Source organism: Otariodibacter oris (assembly GCF_009684715.1).
In the GTDB taxonomy this organism is placed as follows: Bacteria; Pseudomonadota; Gammaproteobacteria; order Enterobacterales; family Pasteurellaceae; genus Otariodibacter; species Otariodibacter oris.
The window spans coordinates 1,339,134-1,363,413 of the sequence record NZ_CP016604.1 but is presented as its reverse complement, the minus strand read 5'-3'; the positions used below and the strand labels follow the sequence as shown (position 1 = coordinate 1,363,413).

The 24,280-nt window shown below is 35.5% G+C and carries 24 protein-coding genes; 15 read left to right on the top strand and 9 right to left on the bottom strand.

The window, feature by feature from the left end; all coding sequences use genetic code 11:
* Positions 1-72 precede the first annotated feature (72 nt).
* The 3 genes from rarD (A6A10_RS06330) to priA are packed head-to-tail and all read left to right on the top strand — an operon-like array spanning position 73 to position 4,039.
* Positions 73-960 (top strand): EamA family transporter RarD, encoded by an 888-nt coding sequence (gene rarD / locus A6A10_RS06330; protein ID WP_121120865.1) that lies wholly within the window; start codon positions 73-75, stop codon positions 958-960.
* A complete protein-coding gene (gene rarD / locus A6A10_RS06325) occupies positions 961-1,824 on the top strand; it encodes an EamA family transporter RarD (RefSeq protein ID WP_121120867.1) in 864 nt (287 codons plus the stop codon).
* 4 nt (positions 1,825-1,828) lie between these two features.
* Positions 1,829-4,039: a primosomal protein N' gene (gene priA / locus A6A10_RS06320; RefSeq protein ID WP_121120870.1), complete on the top strand. Its 2,211-nt coding sequence runs from the start codon at positions 1,829-1,831 to the stop codon at positions 4,037-4,039.
* 14 nt (positions 4,040-4,053) lie between these two features.
* Here priA and A6A10_RS06315 read toward each other — a convergent pair whose 3' ends face one another.
* On the bottom strand, positions 4,054-5,742 hold the full coding sequence (locus tag A6A10_RS06315; protein WP_170143754.1) for a protein-disulfide reductase DsbD: 1,689 nt from the start codon (positions 5,740-5,742) through the stop codon (positions 4,054-4,056).
* A 215-nt stretch (positions 5,743-5,957) separates the two neighbouring features.
* Here A6A10_RS06315 and artP point away from each other — a divergent pair, with 215 nt between their 5' ends.
* The 5 genes from artP (at position 5,958) to purD (ending at position 10,320) form a co-directional block, all read left to right on the top strand.
* Positions 5,958-6,692: an arginine ABC transporter ATP-binding protein ArtP gene (gene artP / locus A6A10_RS06310; RefSeq protein ID WP_121120872.1), complete on the top strand. Its 735-nt coding sequence runs from the start codon at positions 5,958-5,960 to the stop codon at positions 6,690-6,692.
* 28 nt (positions 6,693-6,720) lie between these two features.
* Complete coding sequence (locus A6A10_RS06305; protein WP_121120875.1) at positions 6,721-7,446, top strand: transporter substrate-binding domain-containing protein; 726 nt, start codon at positions 6,721-6,723, stop codon at positions 7,444-7,446.
* A gap of 3 nt (positions 7,447-7,449) precedes the next feature.
* Positions 7,450-8,121, top strand: coding sequence for an arginine ABC transporter permease ArtQ (gene artQ, locus A6A10_RS06300; RefSeq protein ID WP_121120877.1), 672 nt, complete (start codon positions 7,450-7,452; stop codon positions 8,119-8,121).
* The gene (artM, locus tag A6A10_RS06295) at positions 8,121-8,804 is read left to right on the top strand and encodes an arginine ABC transporter permease ArtM (protein WP_121120879.1); all 684 of its coding nucleotides are present in this window, start codon (positions 8,121-8,123) and stop codon (positions 8,802-8,804) included. Before artQ ends, artM begins: the two co-directional genes overlap by 1 nt.
* A 232-nt stretch (positions 8,805-9,036) precedes the next feature.
* Complete coding sequence (gene purD / locus A6A10_RS06290) at positions 9,037-10,320, top strand: phosphoribosylamine--glycine ligase (RefSeq protein WP_121120881.1); 1,284 nt, start codon at positions 9,037-9,039, stop codon at positions 10,318-10,320.
* Positions 10,321-10,433: 113 nt separating this feature from the next.
* Here purD and A6A10_RS06285 read toward each other — a convergent pair whose 3' ends face one another.
* Entirely contained in the window at positions 10,434-11,663 is a 1,230-nt protein-coding gene (locus A6A10_RS06285) for a metallophosphoesterase (protein ID WP_211327971.1), read from the bottom strand.
* A 215-nt stretch (positions 11,664-11,878) separates the two neighbouring features.
* Between A6A10_RS06285 and ettA the strand changes: the two genes are divergently transcribed.
* The 5 genes from ettA (at position 11,879) to A6A10_RS09635 (ending at position 15,930) form a co-directional block, all read left to right on the top strand.
* Entirely contained in the window at positions 11,879-13,549 is a 1,671-nt protein-coding gene (gene ettA / locus A6A10_RS06280; RefSeq protein WP_121120883.1) for an energy-dependent translational throttle protein EttA, read from the top strand.
* A 45-nt stretch (positions 13,550-13,594) separates the two neighbouring features.
* Complete coding sequence (gene grxD / locus A6A10_RS06275; protein ID WP_121120885.1) at positions 13,595-13,921, top strand: Grx4 family monothiol glutaredoxin; 327 nt, start codon at positions 13,595-13,597, stop codon at positions 13,919-13,921.
* 142 nt (positions 13,922-14,063) lie between these two features.
* Positions 14,064-14,504, top strand: a complete 441-nt coding sequence (locus A6A10_RS06270; RefSeq protein ID WP_121120887.1) for a hypothetical protein — start codon at positions 14,064-14,066, stop codon at positions 14,502-14,504.
* A gap of 91 nt (positions 14,505-14,595) precedes the next feature.
* Complete coding sequence (locus A6A10_RS06265) at positions 14,596-15,039, top strand: hypothetical protein (protein ID WP_121120889.1); 444 nt, start codon at positions 14,596-14,598, stop codon at positions 15,037-15,039.
* A 468-nt stretch (positions 15,040-15,507) separates the two neighbouring features.
* Positions 15,508-15,930: a hypothetical protein gene (locus A6A10_RS09635; protein WP_229583597.1), complete on the top strand. Its 423-nt coding sequence runs from the start codon at positions 15,508-15,510 to the stop codon at positions 15,928-15,930.
* Positions 15,931-16,038: 108 nt separating this feature from the next.
* On the opposite strand, the gene A6A10_RS06255 is transcribed toward A6A10_RS09635, so the two are convergent.
* The 6 genes from A6A10_RS06255 to A6A10_RS06230 form a co-directional block, all read right to left on the bottom strand.
* On the bottom strand, positions 16,039-16,926 hold the full coding sequence (locus A6A10_RS06255) for an IS256 family transposase, variant Zn-binding type (RefSeq protein WP_418789104.1): 888 nt from the start codon (positions 16,924-16,926) through the stop codon (positions 16,039-16,041).
* 282 nt (positions 16,927-17,208) lie between these two features.
* Positions 17,209-17,514: a type II toxin-antitoxin system RnlB family antitoxin gene (locus A6A10_RS06250; RefSeq protein WP_121120893.1), complete on the bottom strand. Its 306-nt coding sequence runs from the start codon at positions 17,512-17,514 to the stop codon at positions 17,209-17,211.
* A complete protein-coding gene (locus A6A10_RS06245) occupies positions 17,515-18,582 on the bottom strand; it encodes a type II toxin-antitoxin system RnlA family toxin (protein ID WP_121120895.1) in 1,068 nt (355 codons plus the stop codon).
* A gap of 259 nt (positions 18,583-18,841) precedes the next feature.
* A complete protein-coding gene (gene srmB, locus A6A10_RS06240; protein WP_121120897.1) occupies positions 18,842-20,176 on the bottom strand; it encodes an ATP-dependent RNA helicase SrmB in 1,335 nt (444 codons plus the stop codon).
* Between the two features lie 47 nt (positions 20,177-20,223).
* The gene (gene rimI, locus A6A10_RS06235) at positions 20,224-20,661 is read right to left on the bottom strand and encodes a ribosomal protein S18-alanine N-acetyltransferase (RefSeq protein ID WP_121120899.1); all 438 of its coding nucleotides are present in this window, start codon (positions 20,659-20,661) and stop codon (positions 20,224-20,226) included.
* Positions 20,658-21,077 carry a DNA polymerase III subunit psi gene (locus A6A10_RS06230; protein ID WP_121120902.1) on the bottom strand — a complete coding sequence of 140 codons (420 nt, stop codon included), beginning with the start codon at positions 21,075-21,077 and terminating at the stop codon, positions 20,658-20,660. The genes rimI and A6A10_RS06230 overlap by 4 nt, the downstream gene beginning before the upstream one ends.
* Positions 21,078-21,161: 84 nt before the next feature.
* Here A6A10_RS06230 and A6A10_RS06225 point away from each other — a divergent pair, with 84 nt between their 5' ends.
* Positions 21,162-22,040, top strand: a complete 879-nt coding sequence (locus A6A10_RS06225; RefSeq protein ID WP_121120904.1) for a VirK/YbjX family protein — start codon at positions 21,162-21,164, stop codon at positions 22,038-22,040.
* A gap of 37 nt (positions 22,041-22,077) precedes the next feature.
* Complete coding sequence (rsmC, locus tag A6A10_RS06220; RefSeq protein WP_121120906.1) at positions 22,078-23,067, top strand: 16S rRNA (guanine(1207)-N(2))-methyltransferase RsmC; 990 nt, start codon at positions 22,078-22,080, stop codon at positions 23,065-23,067.
* Positions 23,068-23,132: 65 nt separating this feature from the next.
* Here rsmC and A6A10_RS06215 read toward each other — a convergent pair whose 3' ends face one another.
* Positions 23,133-24,077: a class I SAM-dependent methyltransferase gene (locus tag A6A10_RS06215; RefSeq protein ID WP_121120908.1), complete on the bottom strand. Its 945-nt coding sequence runs from the start codon at positions 24,075-24,077 to the stop codon at positions 23,133-23,135.
* Positions 24,078-24,280: the final 203 nt, after the last annotated feature.

Genomic DNA, 24,280 nt, shown 5'->3' with positions numbered 1-24,280 from the left:
TGCAAAGGCGTATATTTATACGCCTTTCTTTATTGTATTATTTTCTTATTTTGTATCGAGATCGATTTTAAAATGTATAAAGGTATCTTTTTTTCAGTATTTGCCTCGGTTTTATTCGGCGCACTATATTACCTCGCCACTTTTTTAAAACCACTGACAGGCGAAGATATCTTTGGATTTAGAATGGTAGTCATGCTCCCTTTTTTATGGGGGGCTATCGTTGGATTTAAACAACAAAAAGAGTTTACCGCTTTCCTACATAGATTAAAAAACGAACCGCATTTGATTTTGGTTTTATTCCTTTCTGCTAGTTTGGTTGGTGTACAAATGTGGCTTTTTTTATGGGCGCCGAATAATGGACGAGCGATAGATGTTTCCATTGGTTATTTGTTGATGCCGATTATTATGGTTGCAGTAGGTAAATTTATCTATAAGGAATATCTTTCCTTAAACAAATGGTTAGCCATTGGTTTTGCCTTAGTAGGCGTACTCAGCAATATATTCTTGTCGGGAAAATTATCTTGGGTTAGTAGTTTGGTTATGGTGGGGTATCCTGCTTACTTTATGTTACGAAAACGATTTGATATCAGCCATATTCACAGTTTTGTGCTAGAAGTAACTTTATTGTGTGTAGTCGCTATTTATTTCATCAGCCAAGTTGATTTAGTCGCGGTGAAATCTAACAATGATAATATTTATATTTACCTATTTTTATTAGGATTAATCAGTGGAACCGCATTGCTAGCTTATACAATGGCGAGTGCTTTAGTGCCATTTAATTTACTCGGATTATTGGGCTATGTAGAGCCATTGGGCTTATTACTGGTTTCATTTATTATTGGCGAAACATTGCAACCTAGTGCTTATATGCTGATGATTTGTCTTGCAATTGCTATCTTTTTCTTAGGATTAGATGGTGTATTATTGTTACGTAGAAAACAACGAATAAAGGTGGAATAGATGCTAAAAGGAGTTTTATTGTCATTAGGCGCAAATGTCTTATTTGGTATGGGATTTTATTTTGCCATTTTGCTTCAACCTTTACCTGATATGGGGATGTTTGGCTTTCGAATTTTAGTCTTAATTCCCATGTTGCTCTTAGCCATTTTTTTATTTAATCAGCAAGCAGCCTTTAAAGATTTAGCAAGAAGAATCAAAGAAAAGCCTTGGTTGATAGGCTTTGTAGTTTTATTAGCATGTAATTTAGGTGCTCAATTATGGCTCTTTTTGTGGGCACCCAATAACGGACAAGCAATACAAGTTTCTATTGGCTATTTATTATTGCCTATTGTTACGGCAGCAATGGGTAAGATCGTATTTAAGGAGTATTTTTCGCCATTCAAATGGCTTGCTTTAGCTTTTGCTTGTGTCGGTGTCGGGGCTAGTATTTTCCTAAATAGTGAAATCTCTTGGGCGACCTTTTTGGTAGCGTTTGGTTATTCTAGCTATATTGTGATTCGTCGTTATTTCAATATCAATACATTAGCCACCTTTGTGGTCGAATTAATTATTTGTTTACCTTGGGCGTTGTACTACGTGTTGCAATTAGATATGCCGATGATCATCAGTCAAAATGAATATTTATACTACTATCTTATTTTATTTGGTGTTGTGAATGGCTTTGGCTTTATTTGCTTTGTTGCCTCAAGTAATATTTTACCCGTCAATGTACTAGGATTGATGGGCTATGTTGAGCCATTAGTCATGCTGATTATCTCCTTTGCGATTGGTGAGGTATTAGATTCGCAATCTTATATTTTAATGGCTTGTTTAAGCGTTGCTATTTTGCTCTTAACCCTTGATAGCTTTAGGAAAAAAGCATAAGACTATGACTGTTATTCGCATTGCGTTGCCTGTTCCTCTTTTTCGTTATTTTGATTATCTCTTGCCAGAAACCATGAAAGCAGTGGTTGGGGCGAGGGTTTCTGTTCCTTTTGGGCGACAACATAAAATAGGCATTGTCGTTGAATTTCCTGAATCCAGTGATATTCCTTTAGAAAAACTAAAGCCAATAGATGAAGTGCTTGATAGCGACTCTATTTTTGATGAGGATAGTTGGCAATTATTAGCTTGGGCGGCTAAGTATTATCACGCTCCTTTAGGCGAAGTGTTGCAGACAGCTTTACCGATTAAACTTCGTCAAGGCTCTCCCGCTGAAAGAGGCGATGTGACTTATTTCACGATAACTGAACTAGGTAAAAAAGCCTTAATTGATCAGCGTTTAAACCGAGCTAAAAAACAAAAAGAGTTATTAACAGAATTAACGCATTTTGCAAAATTATTTGAGAAACCGACCGCTTGTTCCCCATCTGCTTGGAAATGTTTACTTGAAAAGGGTTATATTGAGCCAGTGCAAGTGCCAGACCAAGCTAAATCTTGGCGAGAAAAATTAGCTGATCTGCCGATTTGTAATCAAAACAACCGATTAACCCTCAATAAACAACAAAGTTTAGTCACAAGCCGATTAGTATATCAGCAAGGCTTTGCTACTTTTTTACTGAATGGGGTAACGGGATCGGGTAAAACCGAAGTCTATTTGCAGGTAATTGAAGAAGTCTTAAAACAGGGCAAACAAGTGTTAGTGCTTGTGCCTGAAATTGGGCTAACTCCTCAAGCCATTCAACGTTTTCAAGCCCGATTTAATGTAGAAATGGATGTGCTTCATTCAAACTTAAACGACACCCAACGCTTAAATGCTTGGATAAGAGCCAAGCAAGGTGAAAGTGCGATAGTGATTGGTACGCGTTCCGCCCTTTTTACCCAATTTCATCAATTAGGCTTAATCATTATTGATGAAGAACACGACTCCTCATTTAAACAGCAAGACGGTTGGCGGTATCACGCTAGAGATTTAGCGATACTGAGGGCGAAGAATAATGATATTCCGATTATTTTAGGCTCCGCAACACCTAGCCTAGAAAGCCTACATAATGTACAAAGCGGTAAGTTTGTTGAATTAAAACTCGATAATCGAGCAGGCAATGCGGTATTTTCTAAGCAACGACTGATTGACCTTAAAAAAGAACGGATTCATTCTGGAATTTCTGAAGGCTTGATGACTATGATGAAAGCCCATTTAGAAAAAGGCAATCAAGTGATGCTTTTCCTCAATCGCCGTGGCTTTGCTCCCGTATTATTGTGTCACGAATGCGGTTGGATGTGTCAATGTGAAGCCTGTGATAAACCTTATACCTATCATCAAAAAAATCGAGTGTTACGTTGCCATCATTGTGGATCCCAACATATTATTCCTCGTCAATGTGAGCATTGTGGCTCAACCAATTTAATTACGACGGGAACGGGGACAGAACAGCTGGAACAAGTCTTAGCGGAACAATTTCCAACCTATAAAATTAGCCGAATAGATAGTGATAGCACCGCTAAAAAAGGGGCGTTAGAACAGCATTTAAGTGAAATTCAAGCAGGCAAAAGCCAAATTCTCATTGGTACGCAAATGTTAGCCAAAGGGCATCATTTCCCAAATGTAACACTGGTTGCGATTGTGAATGTGGATAGCAGTTTATTCTCTACGGATTTTAGGGCAGAAGAACGACTTGCACAGCTTTATATTCAAGTGGCAGGACGAGCAGGACGTGCGGAAAAGCAGGGCGTTGTCGTGTTACAAACCCATTATCCAGAAAATGAATTACTCAAAAGTTTACTGAATGAAGGTTATGCAAAATTCGCACAACAAGCACTAGAAATGCGAAAACTCATTGGCTTACCGCCTTATTCTTCTCAAGTGCTTTTTCGAGCGACAGGTAAAGATAATCAAAAAGTGGAAGAATATGTCCAACAACTGACCGCTTGTTTAGATAGTGCGATTACTCAATATCAATGGCAAAACTTCCAATTAGTCGGACCAATGAGTTCGGCTATGGCAAAAAAAGCTGGGTATTATCGCTGGCAGTTGCTAGTCCAACACCCTAACCGTAGTGCCTTACAAAATTTATTGACTTATTTTGATAGAGTAAGGGATCAATTCCAACGTAGTGATATTCGACTTACTGTGGATATTGATCCGATAGAAATAGGTTAGAAGATGAATCGGTTTTAAAGCTGATTCAACCACTTAGAAAATTCTGGAGCTTTCATCTCTCCAGTTATACGTGAGTTACCGAGTTCATTACCTTTTTCATCAAAAAACAGAATGGTTGGAAGCCCTAGCACATTAAAATGTTCCATTAACTCATCATTTTTTTCTGAATTTTTAGTCATGTCTACACGTAAAAGCAGCATATTGTCTAATTGAGATTTAACTTGTGGATCGCTGAAGGTGTATTTTTCAAACTCTTTACAAGCCACACACCAATCGGCATAGAGATCAAACATGACTTTCTTATTCGGATTTTCGGCAATTTTTTGTTGTAATTCTGCTAAAGAACTGACTTGGGTAAATTGGCTTTCTGTTGTTTCAACAACTGGAGATTGATTCCAAACTAAATCTGCCCAAGGTTTTGCCACAACAACCATTCCCAAGATTAAAGCGACTCGCACTAATTTTTGCCAGATTTTAATCGTTGCAAATTGATCGATTAACCAAATTAAAAATGCGACAGAGAGAGCAGACCACATTAGAGGCTCAACGTAGCTTGGTAGTAAGCGAGAAAGTAGGAATACGGGTAGGGCTAGCATCACAAAACCAAATATCGTTTTTACTTTAAGTAACCAATCGCCTGATTTTGGTAAAATTTGATTGCCAAATAACGTGACTAAAACAAGCGGAAGTCCCATTCCCAAAGCTAGTAAATAGAGAGCTAATCCACCTGTGAGAATATCGCCACTTTGAGCTACATAAAGTAATGCCCCTGAGAGTGGTGCAGATGTACAAGGCGAAGCGACTAATCCTGCAATCATCCCCATTACAAATACGCTAGGATAAGCACCTCCTTGTTGTTTTTGGCTAATTTCATTTAATTTTTGTTGCCAACTATGCGGAAGTTGAATGGTGAATAAACCAAACATAGAACTAGCTAGGATGATAAATAGGACAGATAAGCCAATCAGTACTGGAGGGCTTTGTAGTGCCACTTGGAATGGTAAGCCAATTGCCGCGACGATCAAACCTAGTAATGTGTAAGTTAATGCCATACCTTGCACATAGGTTAAACTAAGCAAAAATGCTCTGACCATATTCGGTCTATTTTTATTACCAATCACAATGGCGGATAACAATGGGAGCATTGGTAATACGCAAGGGGTAAAGGCTAAACCAATGCCCAATATGAAAAACCAGAAAATAGAGAGTTGGCTTGTTGCTAAATTATTGGCTAAGACATTTTGTTCTGCTTGTAATGTTGCAGAATCTGGCAAGAAACTGACCGCTTGTGGTGATAATTTGACATTCACCGTTTGTGGTGGATAGCAGAATCCAGTTGTACAACCTTGATAACGTACTTCAATAGTTGAGTTTGATGATTGATTTTGGACAGGGACTTCAACTTTTAATTGATTGCGGAAGATTTCCGTTATCCCAAAAAATTCATCTTCGTGAGATTCACTTGGTGGGAAAACAGGCTTACCTAACGTGTTATTTTCACTTTTAATTTGAATTTCTTTTTTGTAGAGATAATAGCCATCAGCGATTTGCCAATTGAGATCAACTTTGTCCGACATTTGCTCATAGGAAAATCGAAAAGCATCTTCACTTCTTAAAAATTCAGGCTTTTTATCAAATAGCCCAGCCATTGCAGGTAATGCTACCAACAATGAAATCAATAAAGTGAAAAATCGAGCAAATATCATAGAAAATGTATTTTTAGTCATAGTTTATGCATTTTAATATGCAAACTGCATTTGTTAAAGCTTTAATTGGTTATTGTTTGGGGTTATAGCAGATATAAATTCAATCAATAATAAAAAAGGCGAAAATTTTTCAAAAAATAACTTGCATAATTATGCATTAAATCATAATATCTATTCAGTTTAATTTTAAAGGTAAATAGGATCTCATAAAAATGGCTATTCACATTAGCAATGTCAATTTTTACTATGGTTCAAATCAAGCATTATTTGATATCAATTTAACCATTGATACAGGTGATACGGTTGTTCTTCTTGGACCAAGTGGTGCGGGTAAGAGTACATTGATTCGTACGCTCAATTTAATGGAAGTACCACAATCAGGCATATTAGAAATTGCAAATCATAAGTTTGATCTCACCGCTAAAACCGATTCAAAACAAGTTGGGATATTGCGTAAAGAAGTCGGAATGGTATTTCAGCAATACCATTTATGGCCACATTTAAGTGTGATGCAGAATTTAATCGAAGCACCGATGAAAGTATTGGGCTTAACAAAAGAACAAGCGATCGAAAGAGCAAAAGGGTTGTTAGAAAGATTGCAACTTTCTGAGTTATCAGAGCGTTTTCCACTTCATCTTTCTGGTGGACAACAGCAACGTGTGGCGATTGCAAGAGCCTTGATGATGCAACCACAGGTATTGCTATTTGATGAACCAACAGCCGCTCTTGATCCTGAAATTACGGCACAGGTTGTCGATATTATCAAGGAATTACAAGAAACAGGAATTACTCAAGTCATTGTTACCCATGAGGTTTCTGTAGCACGTAAAGTGGCGACTAAAGTCGTCTATATGGAAAAAGGACATATTGTAGAACAAGGTGATGCAAGTTGTTTTGAGCAACCAAAGACAACACACTTTGCGAATTATCTTTCACATTCTGAATAATTTTAATAAGACTAACGAGGTAAACACAATGAAAAAATTACTACTAGCAACTATTTTAACTACGGCTGCGTTTGCGAACGCTCAAGATATTACTTTTGCAATGGAACCAAGCTATCCTCCATTTGAATCAACCACTCAAACAGGTGAAATCGAGGGATTTGACGTTGATATTGCTAATGCAATTTGTAATGAAATCGGTGCAAATTGTAGCTTTAAAGCTCAAGCCTTTGATGCGTTAATTCCTAGCCTAATTAAAGGAAGAGGTGGTTTTGATGCCGCAATTTCTGCGATTGATATCACAGAAGCACGTGCAAAACAGGTTGCATTTACCGATTCATATTATGATAGTTCAGCAAGTTTCATTGCAGTAAAAGATAAAGGTATCGATTTAGCAAGTGCGAAAAAGGTTGGGGTTCAAAATGGAACGACTTATCAACAGTATGTGAATGCTGAGGCAACTCAATATGCATCTAGCTCTTACAATAGCTTACAAGATGCAATCTTAGATCTTAAAAATGGTCGTATTGATCTGATTTTTGGTGATACTGACGTGTTAAAAGATATGTTCACTAAAAATCCAGAAGTGGGCTTTGTGGGCGAAAAAGTAACAGATAAACGTTATTTCAATAACGGTTTAGGCATTGCGGTGAAAAAATCAAATACCGAGCTTGTTGCTGAATTAAATAAAGGTCTCGCTGCAATTAAAGAAAATGGTGAATATCAAAAAATTTATGATAAATGGATGAGTAACTAATCTATGTTTTTGGATTATCTTCCCTTAATTTCAACCGCAGCCCTAATGACCTTAGGGTTGGCGGTTTGTTCCTTAATCTTAGGACTTATCTTGTCTATTGTTTTTGTTTCATTAGAAACGAATAAATGGGCTGTGATCAATAAGCCTGCAAGCGTTTTTATTGCACTCTTGCGTGGTTTACCAGAAATTTTGGTGGTTTTCTTAATTTATTTTGGCGCCCCAGAAGTACTAGAGCTTATTGTCGGTGAATATATTGAATTTAGTCCTTTTAGTAGTGGTGTAGTTGCACTTTCTCTTATTTTTGCAGCTTATGCTTCACAAACGTTAAGGGGAGCGATTCAAGCTATTCCTATTGGACAATGGGAATCGGGTGCAGCACTTGGATTAAGTCGAGCTTACACTTTTGTGAATATCATCATGCCACAAGTTTGGCGACATGCTTTACCTGGATTAAGTAACCAATGGCTCGTGTTGTTAAAAGATACCGCTCTAGTTTCATTGATTGGCGTGAGTGATTTAATGCGTCAAACAGAACTTGTTAATACTTCAACTCATGAACCATTTACGTGGTATGGCTTCGCTGCATTGATTTATTTAGTGATCACCTTAGTCAGCCAAGTGATTATTCGTAGATTAGAATTACGCTTTACTCGCTTTGAGAGAGGAGTTGAATAATGTTATACGATTATTTTATGGCAATAGCACAAGGGATTCCGACTAGCTTATTGCTTACTGTCGTTTCGTTATGTGTTGCCTTTTTCCTAGCGATAGTTCTTACTTTCCTATTATCGATGGAAAATAAAGGTATAAAAGCCGTCATTAATCTGTTCTTAACAGTATTTACGGGTACACCATTACTCGTACAATTCTTTCTGATTTATGCCGGTCCGGGACAATTTCAATGGATTGTCGATAGTCCACTATGGTTAGTATTATCTAACGCATGGTTCTGTGCAATGTTAGCTTTAGCATTAAATAGTGCAGCTTATACGACTCAACTATTTCACGGTGCAGTAAAGGCAATTCCCAAAGGGCAATGGGAAACTTGTGCAGCTTTAGGGTTGAATCGTTTACAAACATTGAAAATTTTGATTCCTTACGCATTAAAACGTGCATTACCTTCTTATAGTAACGAGATTATTTTAGTCTTTAAGGGTACTTCGCTTGCTTCAACCATTACCATTATGGATATTATGGGCTATGCTCGCAGATTATATGGTACAGAATATGATGCGCTTTCTATCTATGGGATGGCGGGTGTCATTTATCTACTTATTACAGGTGTGATGACTTTGGTATTACGTCGGGTAGAGAAAAAAGTATTGCGATTTGAACGTTTTGAAACAGAAAACGCATAACGTTTTAGTGCTTTTCAAGATAACCGAACATAATTTATTGTGTTCGGTTTTTTTATGCCTAAATTTTCCAATAAAAGCCATTGAATTCTTTTAGAAATTAAAGAAATTCGGTACACTACACGCATTTATGCAATCGTTTGCCTAACAAGCGGTAGGTTATTCAACTTATTTTGCAAATCACTTATTTTATGGCGAAGATTTTCGCTAGAACATTTAACTTACGAGGAAATTTATGAATATTTTGATCATTGGTAATGGCGGTCGTGAACATGCACTTGCTTGGAAAGCACGTCAATCCCCACTAGTAAAAACAGTCTTTGTTGCACCAGGTAATGCAGGTACCGCATTAGAAGAGGGGATTGAAAATGTGGCGATTTCAGCCACAGATGTGCAAGCCTTAGTCCAATTCGCTCAAAAAAATGAAATCGGCTTAACGATTGTTGGACCTGAAGCGCCATTAGTTATTGGTGTTGTTGATGCATTTCGCCAAGCGGGTTTAAAGATTTTTGGACCAACTCAAGCAGCAGCACAATTAGAAGGATCAAAAGCTTTCACTAAAGATTTCCTCGCTCGTCACAATATTCCGACTGCGGAATATCAGAATTTCACAGAAGTTGAACCTGCTTTAGCTTATTTAAAAGAAAAAGGTGCACCTATCGTGATTAAAGCGGATGGGTTAGCAGCTGGTAAAGGTGTTATCGTAGCAATGACGCTTGAAGAGGCGGAAGATGCTGTAAGAGATATGCTTTCAGGCAATGCTTTTGGTGATGCAGGTAGCCGAGTGGTGATCGAAGAGTTTTTAGATGGTGAAGAAGCAAGCTTTATTGTAATGGTGGATGGCAAACACGTTGAGCCAATGGCAACTAGCCAAGATCATAAACGTGTTGGTGAAGGTGATAAAGGACTCAATACTGGTGGAATGGGCGCATATTCACCAGCACCCGTAGTAACGCCTGATATTCATCAACGTATTATGGATGAAGTGATTTATCCAACCGTTCGTGGTATGGCTGCAGAAAATAATCCATATACAGGTTTCTTATATGCAGGGCTAATGATTATGCCAAATGGTCAGCCAAAAGTGATCGAATTTAACTGCCGTTTTGGTGATCCAGAAACGCAACCAATTATGATGCGTTTGGAATCTGATTTAGTTGAATTATGCTTAAAAGCCTGTGATGAAAAATTAGATGAAATTCAATCTAAATGGTGCGAACAAGCCGCATTAGGTATCGTCCTTGCCGCAGAAGGTTATCCTGCTGATTACCGCAAAGGTGATGAAATCACAGGGATTCCAACAGAATTAAATTCATCACAAAAAGTTTTCTTAGCGGGTGTTGAACAAAAAGACGGAAAATTATTAACCAATGGTGGACGTGTACTTTGTGCCACTGCACTAGGTAACAGCGTAAAAGAAGCTCAACAACAAGCTCTTGCTCTCGCAGAACAAATTAAGTGGACAGGACGTTTTTATCGTCGTGATATTGGATACAGAGCGGTGGCTAGAGAACAGTAATTTATTTTTTGATTTTCTGAAATACAAGCGGTCTGATTCTCATGATAATTTGCAAATTATTTAAAGAATCAGACCGCTTGTTTATTAATATAAAAACGAAATGTTATTTATTATTAAGCAGTAGGTGTTTTGCGTAATTCAATTACAGTAATTTCTGGCCATACACCTAATCGACCTGGGAAGGCGAGGTAACCGAATCCACGGTTTACATTGAGTCTCTTACCTTGTTCTTCGTACATACCTGCCCAGTATTTATATTGCCATCTTGCAGGACTCCATTTAATAAATCCTTCAATTTCAATCCCTAATTGCATACCATGAGTATGGCCACTGAGTGTTAAATGGATATTTTTATTTTGTGGTAATATCACATATTCCCAGTGAGTCGGATCATGGCTCATTAAAATTTTGAAATCTTTATCATCGACACCTTCAAGGGCTTTCTCTAAATCACCATGTTTAGAATAGCGACCATATCCCCAGTTTTCTACGCCAACTAACGCAATTCTTTGTCCGTCTTTTTCAAGATAGCGATGTTCATTTAATAATAAATCCCATCCCATTTCTTTTTGCAATCTTTTCAACGTTTCAAAGTTTTGTGTTTTTTCTTGAGTATTAGCCCAATTGGAATAATCACCATAATCGTGATTACCTAAGGTTGAAAAAACCCCATCTTTTGCTTTAAGTTGGCTAAAGATATCTTTCCAAGGCAATACTTCTGTTGCTATGTTATTAACAAGATCCCCTGTAAATAAAATGACATCACTTTCTTGTTGATTGATTAAATCAATCCCATACTGAATTTTTTCTCGGTTGTCGAAGCTACCACAATGGATGTCTGATATTTGGGTTAATGTATAACCCTCAAACGCTTCTGGGAGATCATCATAATAAAGAGTGTATTTCCACACTTTATAGTTATATCTACCTTTAGTAATAGCGTAAATCATGGAGGCAAAGGGTACCATCGCTAAACCTAATGCCATCCAGCTAATAAATTTTCGTCTTGATGGCAAAGAGGTTTTTGTATTTGGATCTGGTTTTTTACGGAACAAGCGTGCGCAAATTCGTTGAATATCTTCTAAGAATAACACCAAGGTTATGGTTATAAGAGTGAGTAACCAAATAATCAACGCTGAAACAGAATAGAGTTGAACACTATTCCAAATAGATTGGGCCCGGAATGTCCATTGCAGAATCAAGTTAAGAGGAATAATAATCGCCACTAGCCAAAATAGGTAATACCATATTTTAGAGGCTTGTAAGGTTTTTAATACCTGACTTACGTAAAAAGACAGGACAAAACATACAGGAATAAATATTGTAAAAAGATAAATCATCATATTAGTTACATCAATTAGTTATTAGTTAAATAAATATTATATAAGGATAGTGCCTCACTGTGACAAACTTACAAGTGCATAGTTCACTCACAAACTATCTATATGTTACAAATATGTAAAAAAAGGTCAAGGTTGTACGTTATATGTTTTCAATTCCAACTTAAGCTAATTTCAAGTAGAATGTGCGGTAATTTTTATCATAAGGAATAAATGTAATGTCCACACAATTTGTTTATACAATGCATCGTGTTGGTAAAGTAGTACCACCAAAACGACACATTCTAAAAAACATTTCTCTTAGCTTTTTCCCGGGTGCGAAAATTGGGGTACTTGGTTTAAATGGTGCGGGTAAATCGACCCTCTTACGTATTATGGCAGGGATTGATACTGAGATTGAAGGGGAAGCTCGCCCACAACCGGGGATCAAAATCGGCTATTTACCACAAGAACCAAAACTTGAACCACAACAAACTGTGCGTGAAGCCATTGAAGAAGCCGTTGGCGAAGTCAAACACGCTTTAACTCGCTTAGATGAAGTTTATGCGTTATATGCTGATCCTGATGCGGATTTTGATAAATTGGCCGCAGAACAAGCAGAATTAGAAGCGATTATCCAGGCTCATGATGGACATAATTTAGATAACCAATTAGAACGTGCAGCGGATGCATTACGTTTACCAGAATGGGATGCCAAAATTGAGCATTTATCGGGTGGTGAGCGTCGTCGTGTGGCACTTTGTCGCTTATTGCTAGAAAAACCAGATATGTTGTTGCTTGATGAGCCAACAAACCACTTAGATGCAGAATCTGTAGCGTGGTTAGAGCGTTTCTTACATGATTATGAAGGTACGGTGGTTGCAATTACCCATGACCGTTATTTCTTAGATAACGTAGCAGGTTGGATCTTAGAGCTTGACCGTGGGGAAGGTATTCCGTGGGAAGGTAACTATTCTTCTTGGTTAGAGCAAAAAGAGAAACGTTTAGCTCAAGAACAAGCGGCTGAATCGGCCCGTCAAAAATCAATTGAAAAAGAATTAGAATGGGTTCGTCAAAATCCAAAAGGTCGCCAAGCGAAAAGTAAAGCGCGTATGGCACGTTTTGAAGAATTGAATAATGGCGAATACCAAAAACGTAATGAAACCAATGAACTCTTTATTCCACCGGGTCCACGCTTAGGGGATAAGGTTATTGAAGTTCAAAACTTAGTAAAATCTTACGGAAATCGTACCCTAATAGATGATCTTTCTTTTAGCCTTCCAAAAGGTGCAATCGTTGGGATTATCGGGGCGAATGGTGCGGGTAAATCTACTTTATTCCGTATGCTTTCAGGGCAAGAACAACCTGATGCAGGTTCAATCACACTAGGTGAAACAGTGGTTATGGCATCGGTTGATCAGTTCCGTGATGCTATGGATAATAGTAAAACTGTTTGGGAAGAAGTGTCTGGCGGTTTAGATATTATGAAGATTGGTAACTTTGAGATCCCAAGCCGTGCTTATGTAGGACGTTTCAACTTTAAAGGTGTTGATCAACAAAAACGTGTTGGTGAATTATCCGGTGGGGAACGTGGTCGTTTACACCTTGCTAAATTGTTACAAGTAGGTGGGAACGTACTATTATTAGACGAACCGACCAATGATCTCGATGTCGAAACATTGCGTGCATTAGAAAATGCTATTTTAGAATTCCCGGGTTGTGCTTTAGTTATATCACATGACCGCTGGTTCTTAGACCGTATCGCTACGCATATTTTAGACTATGGTGATGAGGGCAAAGTAACCTTCTATGAAGGTAACTTCTCAGACTACGAAGAGTGGAAAAAGAAAACATTTGGTGCTGAAGCAACACAGCCACACCGTATTAAATATAAACGTATTGCAAAATAATTAAGTGCAATAAGTGAAACCAATTTCTAAAACATGAGGTAAAAAATGGAAACGATTGATAGAATCAAAAAACAAATTAGCGAAAACCCAATTCTTCTTTACATGAAAGGCTCACCAAAATTCCCTTCATGCGGATTCTCTGCTCGTGCAGTAGAAGCGGTAATTAATTGCCAAGTACCATTTGGATATGTGGATATTTTAACAAATCCTGATATTCGTGCAGAATTACCAAAATATGCAAACTGGCCAACATTCCCACAACTTTGGGTTGAAGGCGAGTTAGTTGGCGGAGCAGATATCGTGATTGAGATGTTCCAAAAAGGCGAATTACAAACTTTATTAAAAGAAGTAGCAGAAAGACATCCTGCTTAATTTTTTAAAGCTTAATTAGCAAATGACAAGCGGTCAGATTGGTAAAATAATTTACGGATCTGACCGCTTTTTTGTGTATGGAATACTTAGACAATAGATTATGATAACGTAATCTTAGAGTGCGATTGAGGATTTTAGTGTAGTGAACTTAAAAAATAAAATAGATCATTTAATGCTATTACAGGGCGAAAATATCGTAAAACCTAGAGATTCTGTTCTAAAATCTTATTCTTCTTTAGATAAATTAAATATAGATAAAGAATCTGACTTTTACAATTTCTTTTCTACATATTTTACTTATGGGTTGATAAAAAGGGTAGGTATAGAATCTTTAGTCGAAGTTGCTAGAGAAAAGGAATTTTTAGCGTTAAATAGAAATTTAAAAAATAGTTGGAATATACCTAATGAATATATCATTTTTGCGAATGATGGATATAGTGGAGGGTATTTATACAACACCGAAGATAATTCAGTTTGGAATTTTACCCTAGGCGAGCAAGATTTACTTGGAACGGATAAAATGAAACATTGGGATAGCTTTTATGCGTTTTTAGAATGGTATTTGACAAGTGAAGAAGAATAAATTAATAAAAATATACTTATTCTAAAATTAATTATTTGTGATTTTTTTACATAATAAGTTTTGAATTAGCTCAGAGAGAAGGGGAAATATTGTGAAATTAAAGAATAAGATAGAAATTTTATTAGCCAAACAAGATATGGCTAGATTAAAAAATGAATCAGAGAAACAATTAACAAGTAAAGTTCTTAATTCTTTTGGAGTTAAGAATAATAGTGAATTTTATAAATTATATACTAAATATTTTTTAGGATGTTTAGAATATAGAGATGGAGCTTCTGAAATAGTAGATCCTTGCCCACCTCAAAGTTTTAATGGTGTTATATTTGCCCATGAAGTATGGGGAATACCTAAAAACTATATCCTATTTACAACGGGAGAAGGGGAAGGTGGATATTTATATAATACCGAAGATAATTCAGTTTGGGATTTTACCCTAGGCGAGCAAGATTTACTTGGAACGGATAAAATGAAACATTGGGATAGCTTTTATGCGTTTTTAGAATGGTATTTGATCGAAGATGATGGAATGGATTAGAGTGATAAGAGTGGCGAACGAAGAAGTTAATATGTGAGAATTATAAAATGAATTTTGTCAACGAGCAGGAACTACATAAGCTTTTTACAACAGTTTATTATAATGTGAATGATATACCCTACGAATCATTATCATTAAGAGATATTAGTAGGGAATTTAATGGGTATAATTTTTTTCAATATGGGGATTTATTTGAATATATCATTGCACCATTTAAAGATACGCAACCGTTATCTTATAAGTATTTAATGCAAGGAAGATTTTTTATGCGGTAAAAAAAGCAAAGCAACCGCCTTTACAGTCAGATTTGACTCAATTAGGCATTTTAGTGAATGATAGAGCTTATTTTATTTATTATGATCCTTATTCTTATGCTGAAAATAATAAACAATACTCAACTATTCCGTTAGCTATATTAAACTCTTGGTTATATCGCAGTGAAAGTTGGGGGGGGGGATAGAGTACACTGTGCATAATGTTTATAAAAGCACGCTTCCTTCAACAACATTAATGCCATTACATTCATTGATTGCTGGTTTTGAAGATAAGAAAGGGTATGCGTTACCCAAATATGTGGATTTTTTAGAGGCGAAATTCAATCATTCATTTAGACAAGAATATGATACAGATGATTTTCTTGATGATGAAAAGTATTTTGAATTACGCTGTTTGCTCGATACCCGCCCAAATGAAAGTTGGGATAAAAGTGGTTTTCAGCTTTTTGTCTCTTCCCATAATCAGGAAAGAAATGTGTACCTTGTTCCCCAAGCGGATGTATTGAAAATCAAAAAACTGAGCAACCCCGCAGAAGCCATCGACCACTACGCCGCCCACCTTTTCGCCAAAAAAGAGGGGGAATTTGACTTTATGCAATACGCCGAGGATTTCTAACCCTCCATTGCAACAACACAAGCGGTAAGATTTCATTCAAAATTTGGGTGTAATGGACAAAATTCAGGCTGAAAATTAGCGGTTAGTCTCTAATGGACAAAATTCAGGTTATGTTGCAGAGTACGTAAGCAAAAAGTGCTTAATAAACTTGATCTTACGTTGTTTACTTAGCCCATTATGACTACTTAATTGTCGTTTTAACTCACTAAACAAACCTTCTAGAGAATTGGTGGTATTTGGAATGTTTAAGTTCCCCAATTCTCTATAAGTAAATAGCCAGTTACTATTTGTTCTTAAATTTCTATACGCACTTCTAAGACGCTTATGGGTGTACCAAGTCTTGCCTGTTTCTGCATTGATGCTACGCTCATTTAAGTAATCTTTATAAGCCAAATACCAACTCTCTAAATTTTGAATAAACGCTGTTTTATCATAAGATTTTATGTTTAAAACTAGATGTCTCAATGCAATACTTGCGATATTTTGAGGGCGACGAGTTAAATATCGGGTAATTATCTGTAACTGATGAAATTGACACATTTGCATAGGAATATCTTTAAACAACACGTTAAGACCCCGTCTTCCATCACAAGTAATGCTTTTTATATCAACACCTTGTGATTTTATATATTCTATTCCTTGCTGATATAATGCATTGGTTTCATAATCAATAATGCAGTGATGTAATACAACTTTCCTTGATGCGTCGATAAATACCATTAAGCCAAAGCTTCTACCGAAGTAGGTCGTATCCATTACGATATTTGCACGAGTAGTTAGCCTATTACGTGACTTAATGTCAATTGTATCCAACCGCCTTTGTATGGTCTTTTGACTACAGCCATACTTATCAGCAAGTTGTTTATAAGTCTGTTTACCTTGCGTATATTCTTGCCACAAAATTTGATTATTAAGGCGTTTACCCCCTAAAAACTGCCGATTACAGGTAAGGCATTTATACTGCTGTTTCCCTGATTTATAACCATTCTTTTTAATGTGTTTTTTTCCACAAAAAGCGCAGTTTTTTGATTCATTACTTTCAATCCACGCAAATGCATATAGTATATAGCCTTAAGAGGTTTTACAGCCTGAATTTTCTCTATTACACCTTTGTTAATTGTTTATTTGAGTTTCAGTGATAAAACCTAAAAGACAATAATTAGATGGGTGATGTTATTTAATAATAAAATAATAAAAGTCCATAATTTTATATCTATAAAATGTTATCTTATATAAATGGTGTAGTATTTAGAATTAATACACTCTATTATCACCAAATTAATGTTCGAATTTCTTATTTTGTTGATTAACTATTTCCTCATCAATCTTTTTAATAGGAATAATAGAATATGTTTCAGGAACAAATTTATTTCCATTAAAATATATTTTTGCAAATCTATTATCAGAATTTCCATTGGTATAATACATATCAAATAGCATTTCTGTTGGGGTTGAGTCATGTAGGTAAACCCATTTTTCTCTAATTTCTTTTAATAAAGAAAATAGGTTTAAATAATCTGTTCCCGTACAAACAACCAAAGACTTACCTAATTTAGTTTTATAAATATCTATTGTGAATAACATTTAATAAAAGCCTTCTATTAAACTATAAACTTTATCACATATATTTATAGCCGCCTGTAATGAGTCTACTTTAGAGCTTGTGTGAATAAAGCCTTGCATATGAAATAATGAATGTCGACGAGCTCTATAATATTTATATGCTGCTTCGATAGGAGTTTTAATTTGATTCAATTCCTTATACTGTTGTAGAATTTCATTTTTTAATGTAATTGCTTTTGGGTCATGTGGAATTTCAAATAGTTCACCAACATTATTTGGTATTTCTACAATTTGACATTCTACAAGTTTTGATTTAATGATACCTTCCAGAGCTTTTAATTCACAGTATGTTAGCATGGAATATTCAGGTAGATTGGGAGATGCAGCTCTTATACAACAACTTGATATTAACAAATTTTTGATTTCTTTAGGTAAATTATCATATGATTTTGGTAATTTCATTTTTAAAAGAGATTCAGATGTTTCTGGTCTTGCAATATTTTTTTCGCAATCATCTTTTTTGTAAAGAATTCTTGCCAGAGTGTCTGTGTTTATATCCATTGATAGTGAATAAGCTACTACTTTATAACAAGATAAAGGTCTCCCTTGAATTAATAAGTTATGATTTTTATCGTAATAAGAAAGATTTAATTGATCATCAAATGTTTCTGATTTAAGTTCATACAAGGTACCGCCGTTAATTTTTTTAGGTGTAATATTAATTTTGTTTATTCCTTGAATAGACTCTATTTCAGAAAAAATTTTTTCCATAGTGGTATTGCTTATTCCTTTAATCAAGATATTTAAACTTTTTATTTCTTCTTGACACAAGTTAAGTTTAATATATTCAGCAATTTCACAATTAAGTTTTTTATTTTTACCTTCATTAATTTGAATTGTAGTTGCTCCAGATTTCTTTAGATGAAAAACTAAACGAGCAGGTTCAAGTCCTGATTTAATAATTTTGAAAGTTTTCTTATTAGGTTTATCTTCTACAAATTCAAGATGAAACTCATTTTTTTTACAAAATTGCTCCAAACAGTTTTTTAATTTTTCTCTATCTAAGTTTAAATCTGTGAATTCATCCATTTTATATTCCTTAAATAATTATTTTTTAAAGTATAACCAAGGTTCTCGGCTGTATCTTTCTATCTATGATTTATATTATTGATAATAAGTTATTAAAGTTAATAAGTAATACAGTTTTTTATGAGTTATTACAATATAAACTAACATAGTTTAGTATATAAATCTTCTTATGAGATGTTTTTAGCATCTATTACTCAATCTATATAGGGCATATATTATTCAAAAAGTTAATATCCTTATTTTACTAGGTACGATGTTGCTAATCTTCTTTGTTCTCTACATTAGCAGAACTTGGCTTTCTACGTTTGCCGATATTTTTGGTATCTTTATGGCGGACTTTGACTTTTTTCTTTGTCGCCTCTTTTTTCGCCTCTTTCTTTTTCTTGATTCGTGCTTTTTCTTTTTTCGTCGTCGTGTTTAGCTCGCCATCTTTTGGGGCTTTTGTTCTTGGTTCTAAGCCTTCGATTGTTCTTGGCTTAAGTACTTCATCGGTGTAGCGTTGAATTTTACCTAACAATTTGTAATCGTGAGCCTCGACTAAAGAAACAGCTGATCCTTTTTTACCTGCACGGGCAGTACGTCCGATACGATGAAGATAGGTATCAGCACTGTATGGCAGATCGAAGTTAATCACAAAATCGACATCTTCAATATCAATACCTCGTGCGGCAACATCGGTGGCAACTAACACATTTACTACGCCTTCTTTTAGACGAGTAATCGCTTGAGTACGTTGAGTTTGTGCCATTTCCCCTTCAAGATAAGTAGAGCGGATGCCTCTTTTACGTAACGTATCACTTAATTCTCGAACATCATCTCGACGACGGACAAACACGATGCCTCGGTCTATTCCAAAATTGGTAATTAAACGGGCTAAGAGTTTTGTTTTATGCTCAACATTATCTGCATGGTAATACCATTGCTGAATCTTTTTGCGTTCACGACGGCTTGGTTCGGCATCAATTTCGATTGGATTGTCTAAAATACGCTGTGCAAAATCAGTAAGCAGTTCGCCCTCAAGAGTGGCAGAAAATAACCAAGTATATTTTCTCCAACGAGTTTCAGCCGCAATGCGTTCTGCATCTTGTCCAAATCCCATTTGTAACATTCTGTCTGCTTCATCAAAAATAAGGATTTCAACTGAACGACAATCGAAATTTTCTTCTTTAATGTATTGTAATAATCGCCCCGGTGTTGCAACGACTAAATCTTGGTTTGTATTAAATACTTCCCCATGATTTTGGTAAGCGACACCACCTGTGATGGTAGCAATATTCAGATTAGTGAATTCACTTAAAATTTCTGCTTGTTCCGCAACCTGCATGGCTAGTTCACGAGTAGGGGTGAGGACTAAAACGCGTGGTGGACCGGGTTTACGGCGTGGATAATCCAGTAAATGTTGAATGGCAGGTAATAAAAATGCCGCAGTTTTACCTGTACCCGTTGGGGCTGAGCCAAGGACATCACGTCCGTCTAATGCGGGTGGAATAATTTCTTGTTGGATTGCCGTTGGGCGTTTGTAACCTTTTTTAGTCAAGGCTTTTAATAATTCAGGGCTTAAATCAAGCTCTTCAAATGTTTCAATGGTGTTCATAGTGTTCTCATGTAATGACGATAGTTATCATCATAAAGTGAATAGGGTTAAAGATAAAGTGCCATCACGATCGCATTTTCTCGTTCGCCATTTGGTTTTGGGTAATAATTTTTGCGAACGGTCACTTCATTAAAGCCCATTGTGGTGTATAAGTGTTGTGCGGTTTGATTCGACTCTCTAACTTCAAGCCAAATCGTAGCAATATTCTTCTCGTTTAATTTTTCAATCAATCCTTGTAGCAATTGTTTGCCGTAACCTTTTCCTTGATAAGCGGGATCGACTGCAATATTGAATAAAGTCGCTTCATCTAAAATCGTTTGGCAAATAGCAAAGGCAATAATTTTTCCATCAATAGATAACTTTAAATTGAGATAACGCTCGCCCTGGTTATTCAGTAAAGTGCCTTTACTCCAAGGGGTAATATGTGCTTGTTGCTCAATGTTAAATAAGCGGTCAAAATCGGTAGATGTGATAAGTTCGATCACGAATTTTCCTCTAAATTAGGGCAAAAGGATTCAATTTGTTGCCAAAATTGTCGTTTTTGTGGGGGAAGTGAAAGATCATTCCAATCCGTTTGATACCAAGCGGTCAGATCTGCATATTTTTTTGCAAATAATTCATGATTTGATTTATCTTGAATTATCCAAAAAATAGGGCTGTGCTGGAAGTTGAGCCTCATAGATTGTGAAAAATTGATCCATTGATATTCTTCATTACTAATTTTTAAGGCTAGTAAAATATCTTGGAATCGTTGAGTTTGTTGATGATCTTCATCACAGACAATAACGAGTTTGATGTGATCTTCTAAGCGAATTTGAGCATCCCCTTTCAAAACCTGTGGTTTTGTTAATATCCATTGGGGGATATTCATTTCATGTAATAGTAAATCACGTCGATTCATTATGTTTCCTTATAAAATATTAGGGAATAGTAGCAAAAGTTGATAAAATGCGGAAATTGTTTTTGTAATTGGATGTTGTAATAAATGGAGTCGGAGTTTTTATTTCCAATTTATAAAGAATTATATGCAGATGAAAAAAGAGCATTAAAAAGAATTCGTTTATTTTTTCGCTATCATTTTTATAGCCTGTGGTGTTCAACTGAACGTAAACAATTTGAATCATATCTAAATCATAATCCATTATGGATACCTGTTTTTACTGATGTTCCTTATCGATGTAATGCGGTGCTACAAAAGTTTTGTGATAATAGTTTTACTAAGGCACAACGTGTTAAGGCAATTATTGATAGCCTTGCGATGACAAAGAATAAATTTGGCATAGCCTTTTCTAGTAAATTAGTTCAGCAAAAAACGATATTGCTCGCACAATTAACGGAAGATTTAAGCCTGTATTTGAATCTCAATAAGATTGATCCTTTTGAAGGATTTTTTTCTTTAAATATTAGAGATACAAATGGTAAGAGTGTTTATGATGCCTCATTTTCATTTTTATCTCCTAATTTATTATTGATTGCATCTATTCAGGGACCTAATGGTGAAAATGCTAAAGAATTAGTAAAGAAGGCGACTAAAAATTTACATGGTTTTAGACCTCATGCGCTGTTAGTGAATGCGTTTAAAATGTTGGCTAAAGTTTTCGATTGTGAATTGGTGGGTATTGCACATAAACATCAAGCGAAATACCGTAGAAATGATCATTCCAGATTACTATTTAACTATGATCATTTTTGGCAAGAGCATGAAGGGATACTCAACGAACGTGGTTATTGGGTATTGCCATTAGAAATTAAACGTAAGCCATTAGAAGAGATTGAAACCAAAAAACGATCGTTACACCGCAAACGCTATCAGATGTTTGATCATTTGCAAGAGAGCATTGAGCAGATGTTTGGTCAAAACTAATCCATTAAATTGTATGGAAAATTAAAATAGGAAAAATATGTTATCACCAGAGAGTGAAGTATTAGAACGCCATTTAGCGTTATTTGAAAAGAAAAATATCTTGCTATTTGGCTATATTAAAGATCATTTTGCGGAAGAAATTCGTAAGCAAAGTCAAAATGTTACCGTGTTTAGTAGCTATTTTGATTATGTAAATCAGTATGATAAAGCTAAATTTGGGTTGCTTTGTGAGGATTCTGCTGATTTAGCAGTTTTCTATTGGACGAAGAACAAACAAGAGTGTCAATTTCAACTGTTACAATGGTTATCTAATGCACCGATTGGGCAAGAAATGCTGATTATTGGTGAAAATCGTTCTGGTGTTCGCTCTGTTGAAAAAATGCTTGAGCCATTTGGTGATATTGCCAAAATTGATTCCGCTCGCCGTTGCGGACTGTATCATTTTTCTTTACAGACTCAACCTGATTTTAATTACAATTCTTTTTGGAAATCTTACCGCTTGCAATCACTTAATGTGTTTGCTTTACCTGCGGTATTTAGTTCGGCAGAGTTAGATAGTGGCTCGCAATTATTGCTTTCTACTTTTGATAAAGCGGATCGGTTAAAAGGTAAAGTGTTAGATTTAGGCTGTGGTGCGGGAGTGATTGGTGGATTCTTAAAACAACAGTTTCCAAAAATTAAACTGACAATGTCTGATGTACACGCAATGGCAATAGAATCAAGCAAACGTACATTAGCAGAAAATGAATTAGAAGGTCATGTCATAGCGAGTGATGTGTTTTCACATATTCCAGAGCGATTTGATTTGATTGTCTCTAATCCGCCATTTCATGATGGGGTCGATACCGCATATCGAGCAGTTGAATCTTTAATTCTTCAAGCCAAACAGCATCTGAGTAAAGGTGGTGAGTTGCGTATTGTCGCTAATGCTTTCTTACCTTATCCAGATTTACTCGATCACGCTTTCGGTTCACACACTTTGTTAGCTAAATCGAATAAATTTAAGGTGTATTCAGCAAAAGTTTAATTTCCGATTTACAAAATAAAAATGGCTCAAAATAAGTGACTAAAATGAGCCATTTTTTATGGGATTTAGTTAATTTCTATTGAATAATTAAGGATTTTAGAGAATTTACGGAATTTAGGTATCAATCTTATTAATTTGGCTTTGATTGACCATAGATGTGGCTTGATATCCATAATATATTTTGAGGACTGTAACTTATAACGTTTATCCCAAATAGTAAGTTGTTCATTATTTGACATTCCCCATTTAAATTCAGCATTCATGTGTCGAACTGCATCATGTTTTTTTGAGAATTTAGTGGCCAATACGCCTGTTGCATCAAACATGATATCTATATCAGCAATATGATATGAGTCTTTGGATGTTTTATTTGCGTGGGTTAAGGTATCAGCAAGCATAGCAAAAAATGATTTCACTTGTTCGGACTGAAAATACATTAAAACCCCTTCAATTAAAAAGCAGAAATTTACATTAATGGGCAGATTATTATTTGTTGTATTAAGCTTTAGAGTGTTAAGGATATCAATCAGCCATTTATCTTCAAACATTGAGCCAGCGATATAATGTTGGTTATACTTTTCAGGTATTAATTTTGAGCGTAATTCAATGACCTCAGGTAAATCGATTTCATAAAAATGGATATTATCAAAATAGGTTTTATCGATATTGGTTTGTTCTACAATACGTTGATATCTATTATCTAACCCACAGCCAATAGAAATAATAACTAAATGGTAATTTTGTTGAATAGATTGCTCAATTTTCTGAATTGCATATTGGTCAAAATAGTCAGCTCGTAAACCGCATCCAATCAAACTCATGTCTGCCGCAGAAAATTTATCAAAATTGTAGTTTAGCTTAGATACTAAATCAACGGCACTGCTGTCCTTGATTATAATGCTATTTTGATTAGTTAATTTCGCTTTCATGTATAGAGGAATTAATAAGGTTTCAGCGATAGGATTTTCAATATGTAAAGGTTTTTTGTCATTAGATGATAGTTTATTCATACATAACCACCTTTTTAAATGAGAATGATTATCGCATTTTAAGCTTTATCTTTAATAAAATGAAGATGTCATTCAATGATTAATAAAATATTTTATTTTAAATAGATAAAGGTTACATATTCTTTGTAAAGGCTTTCTCTTGTTAAGTCTTCGCTTTTTTCCTACAATACCGCCTTTATTATTTTAGGCCAGTATTTTAGGAT

Coding starts and splice junctions, on each gene's coding strand:
- srmB (WP_121120897.1), bottom strand. CDS start 20,176: ATGAACACCATTGAAACATTTGAAGAGCTTGATTTAAGCCCTGAATTA.
- A6A10_RS06215 (WP_121120908.1), bottom strand. CDS start 24,077: ATGAATAAACTATCATCTAATGACAAAAAACCTTTACATATTGAAAAT.
- artP (WP_121120872.1), top strand. CDS start 5,958: ATGGCTATTCACATTAGCAATGTCAATTTTTACTATGGTTCAAATCAA.
- A6A10_RS06250 (WP_121120893.1), bottom strand. CDS start 17,514: ATGTTATTCACAATAGATATTTATAAAACTAAATTAGGTAAGTCTTTG.
- rarD (WP_121120867.1), top strand. CDS start 961: ATGCTAAAAGGAGTTTTATTGTCATTAGGCGCAAATGTCTTATTTGGT.
- ettA (WP_121120883.1), top strand. CDS start 11,879: ATGTCCACACAATTTGTTTATACAATGCATCGTGTTGGTAAAGTAGTA.
- A6A10_RS06245 (WP_121120895.1), bottom strand. CDS start 18,582: ATGGATGAATTCACAGATTTAAACTTAGATAGAGAAAAATTAAAAAAC.
- purD (WP_121120881.1), top strand. CDS start 9,037: ATGAATATTTTGATCATTGGTAATGGCGGTCGTGAACATGCACTTGCT.
- rarD (WP_121120865.1), top strand. CDS start 73: ATGTATAAAGGTATCTTTTTTTCAGTATTTGCCTCGGTTTTATTCGGC.
- priA (WP_121120870.1), top strand. CDS start 1,829: ATGACTGTTATTCGCATTGCGTTGCCTGTTCCTCTTTTTCGTTATTTT.
- A6A10_RS06305 (WP_121120875.1), top strand. CDS start 6,721: ATGAAAAAATTACTACTAGCAACTATTTTAACTACGGCTGCGTTTGCG.
- A6A10_RS06225 (WP_121120904.1), top strand. CDS start 21,162: ATGGAGTCGGAGTTTTTATTTCCAATTTATAAAGAATTATATGCAGAT.
- artM (WP_121120879.1), top strand. CDS start 8,121: ATGTTATACGATTATTTTATGGCAATAGCACAAGGGATTCCGACTAGC.
- grxD (WP_121120885.1), top strand. CDS start 13,595: ATGGAAACGATTGATAGAATCAAAAAACAAATTAGCGAAAACCCAATT.
- A6A10_RS06230 (WP_121120902.1), bottom strand. CDS start 21,077: ATGAATCGACGTGATTTACTATTACATGAAATGAATATCCCCCAATGG.
- rsmC (WP_121120906.1), top strand. CDS start 22,078: ATGTTATCACCAGAGAGTGAAGTATTAGAACGCCATTTAGCGTTATTT.
- A6A10_RS06285 (WP_211327971.1), bottom strand. CDS start 11,663: ATGATGATTTATCTTTTTACAATATTTATTCCTGTATGTTTTGTCCTG.
- artQ (WP_121120877.1), top strand. CDS start 7,450: ATGTTTTTGGATTATCTTCCCTTAATTTCAACCGCAGCCCTAATGACC.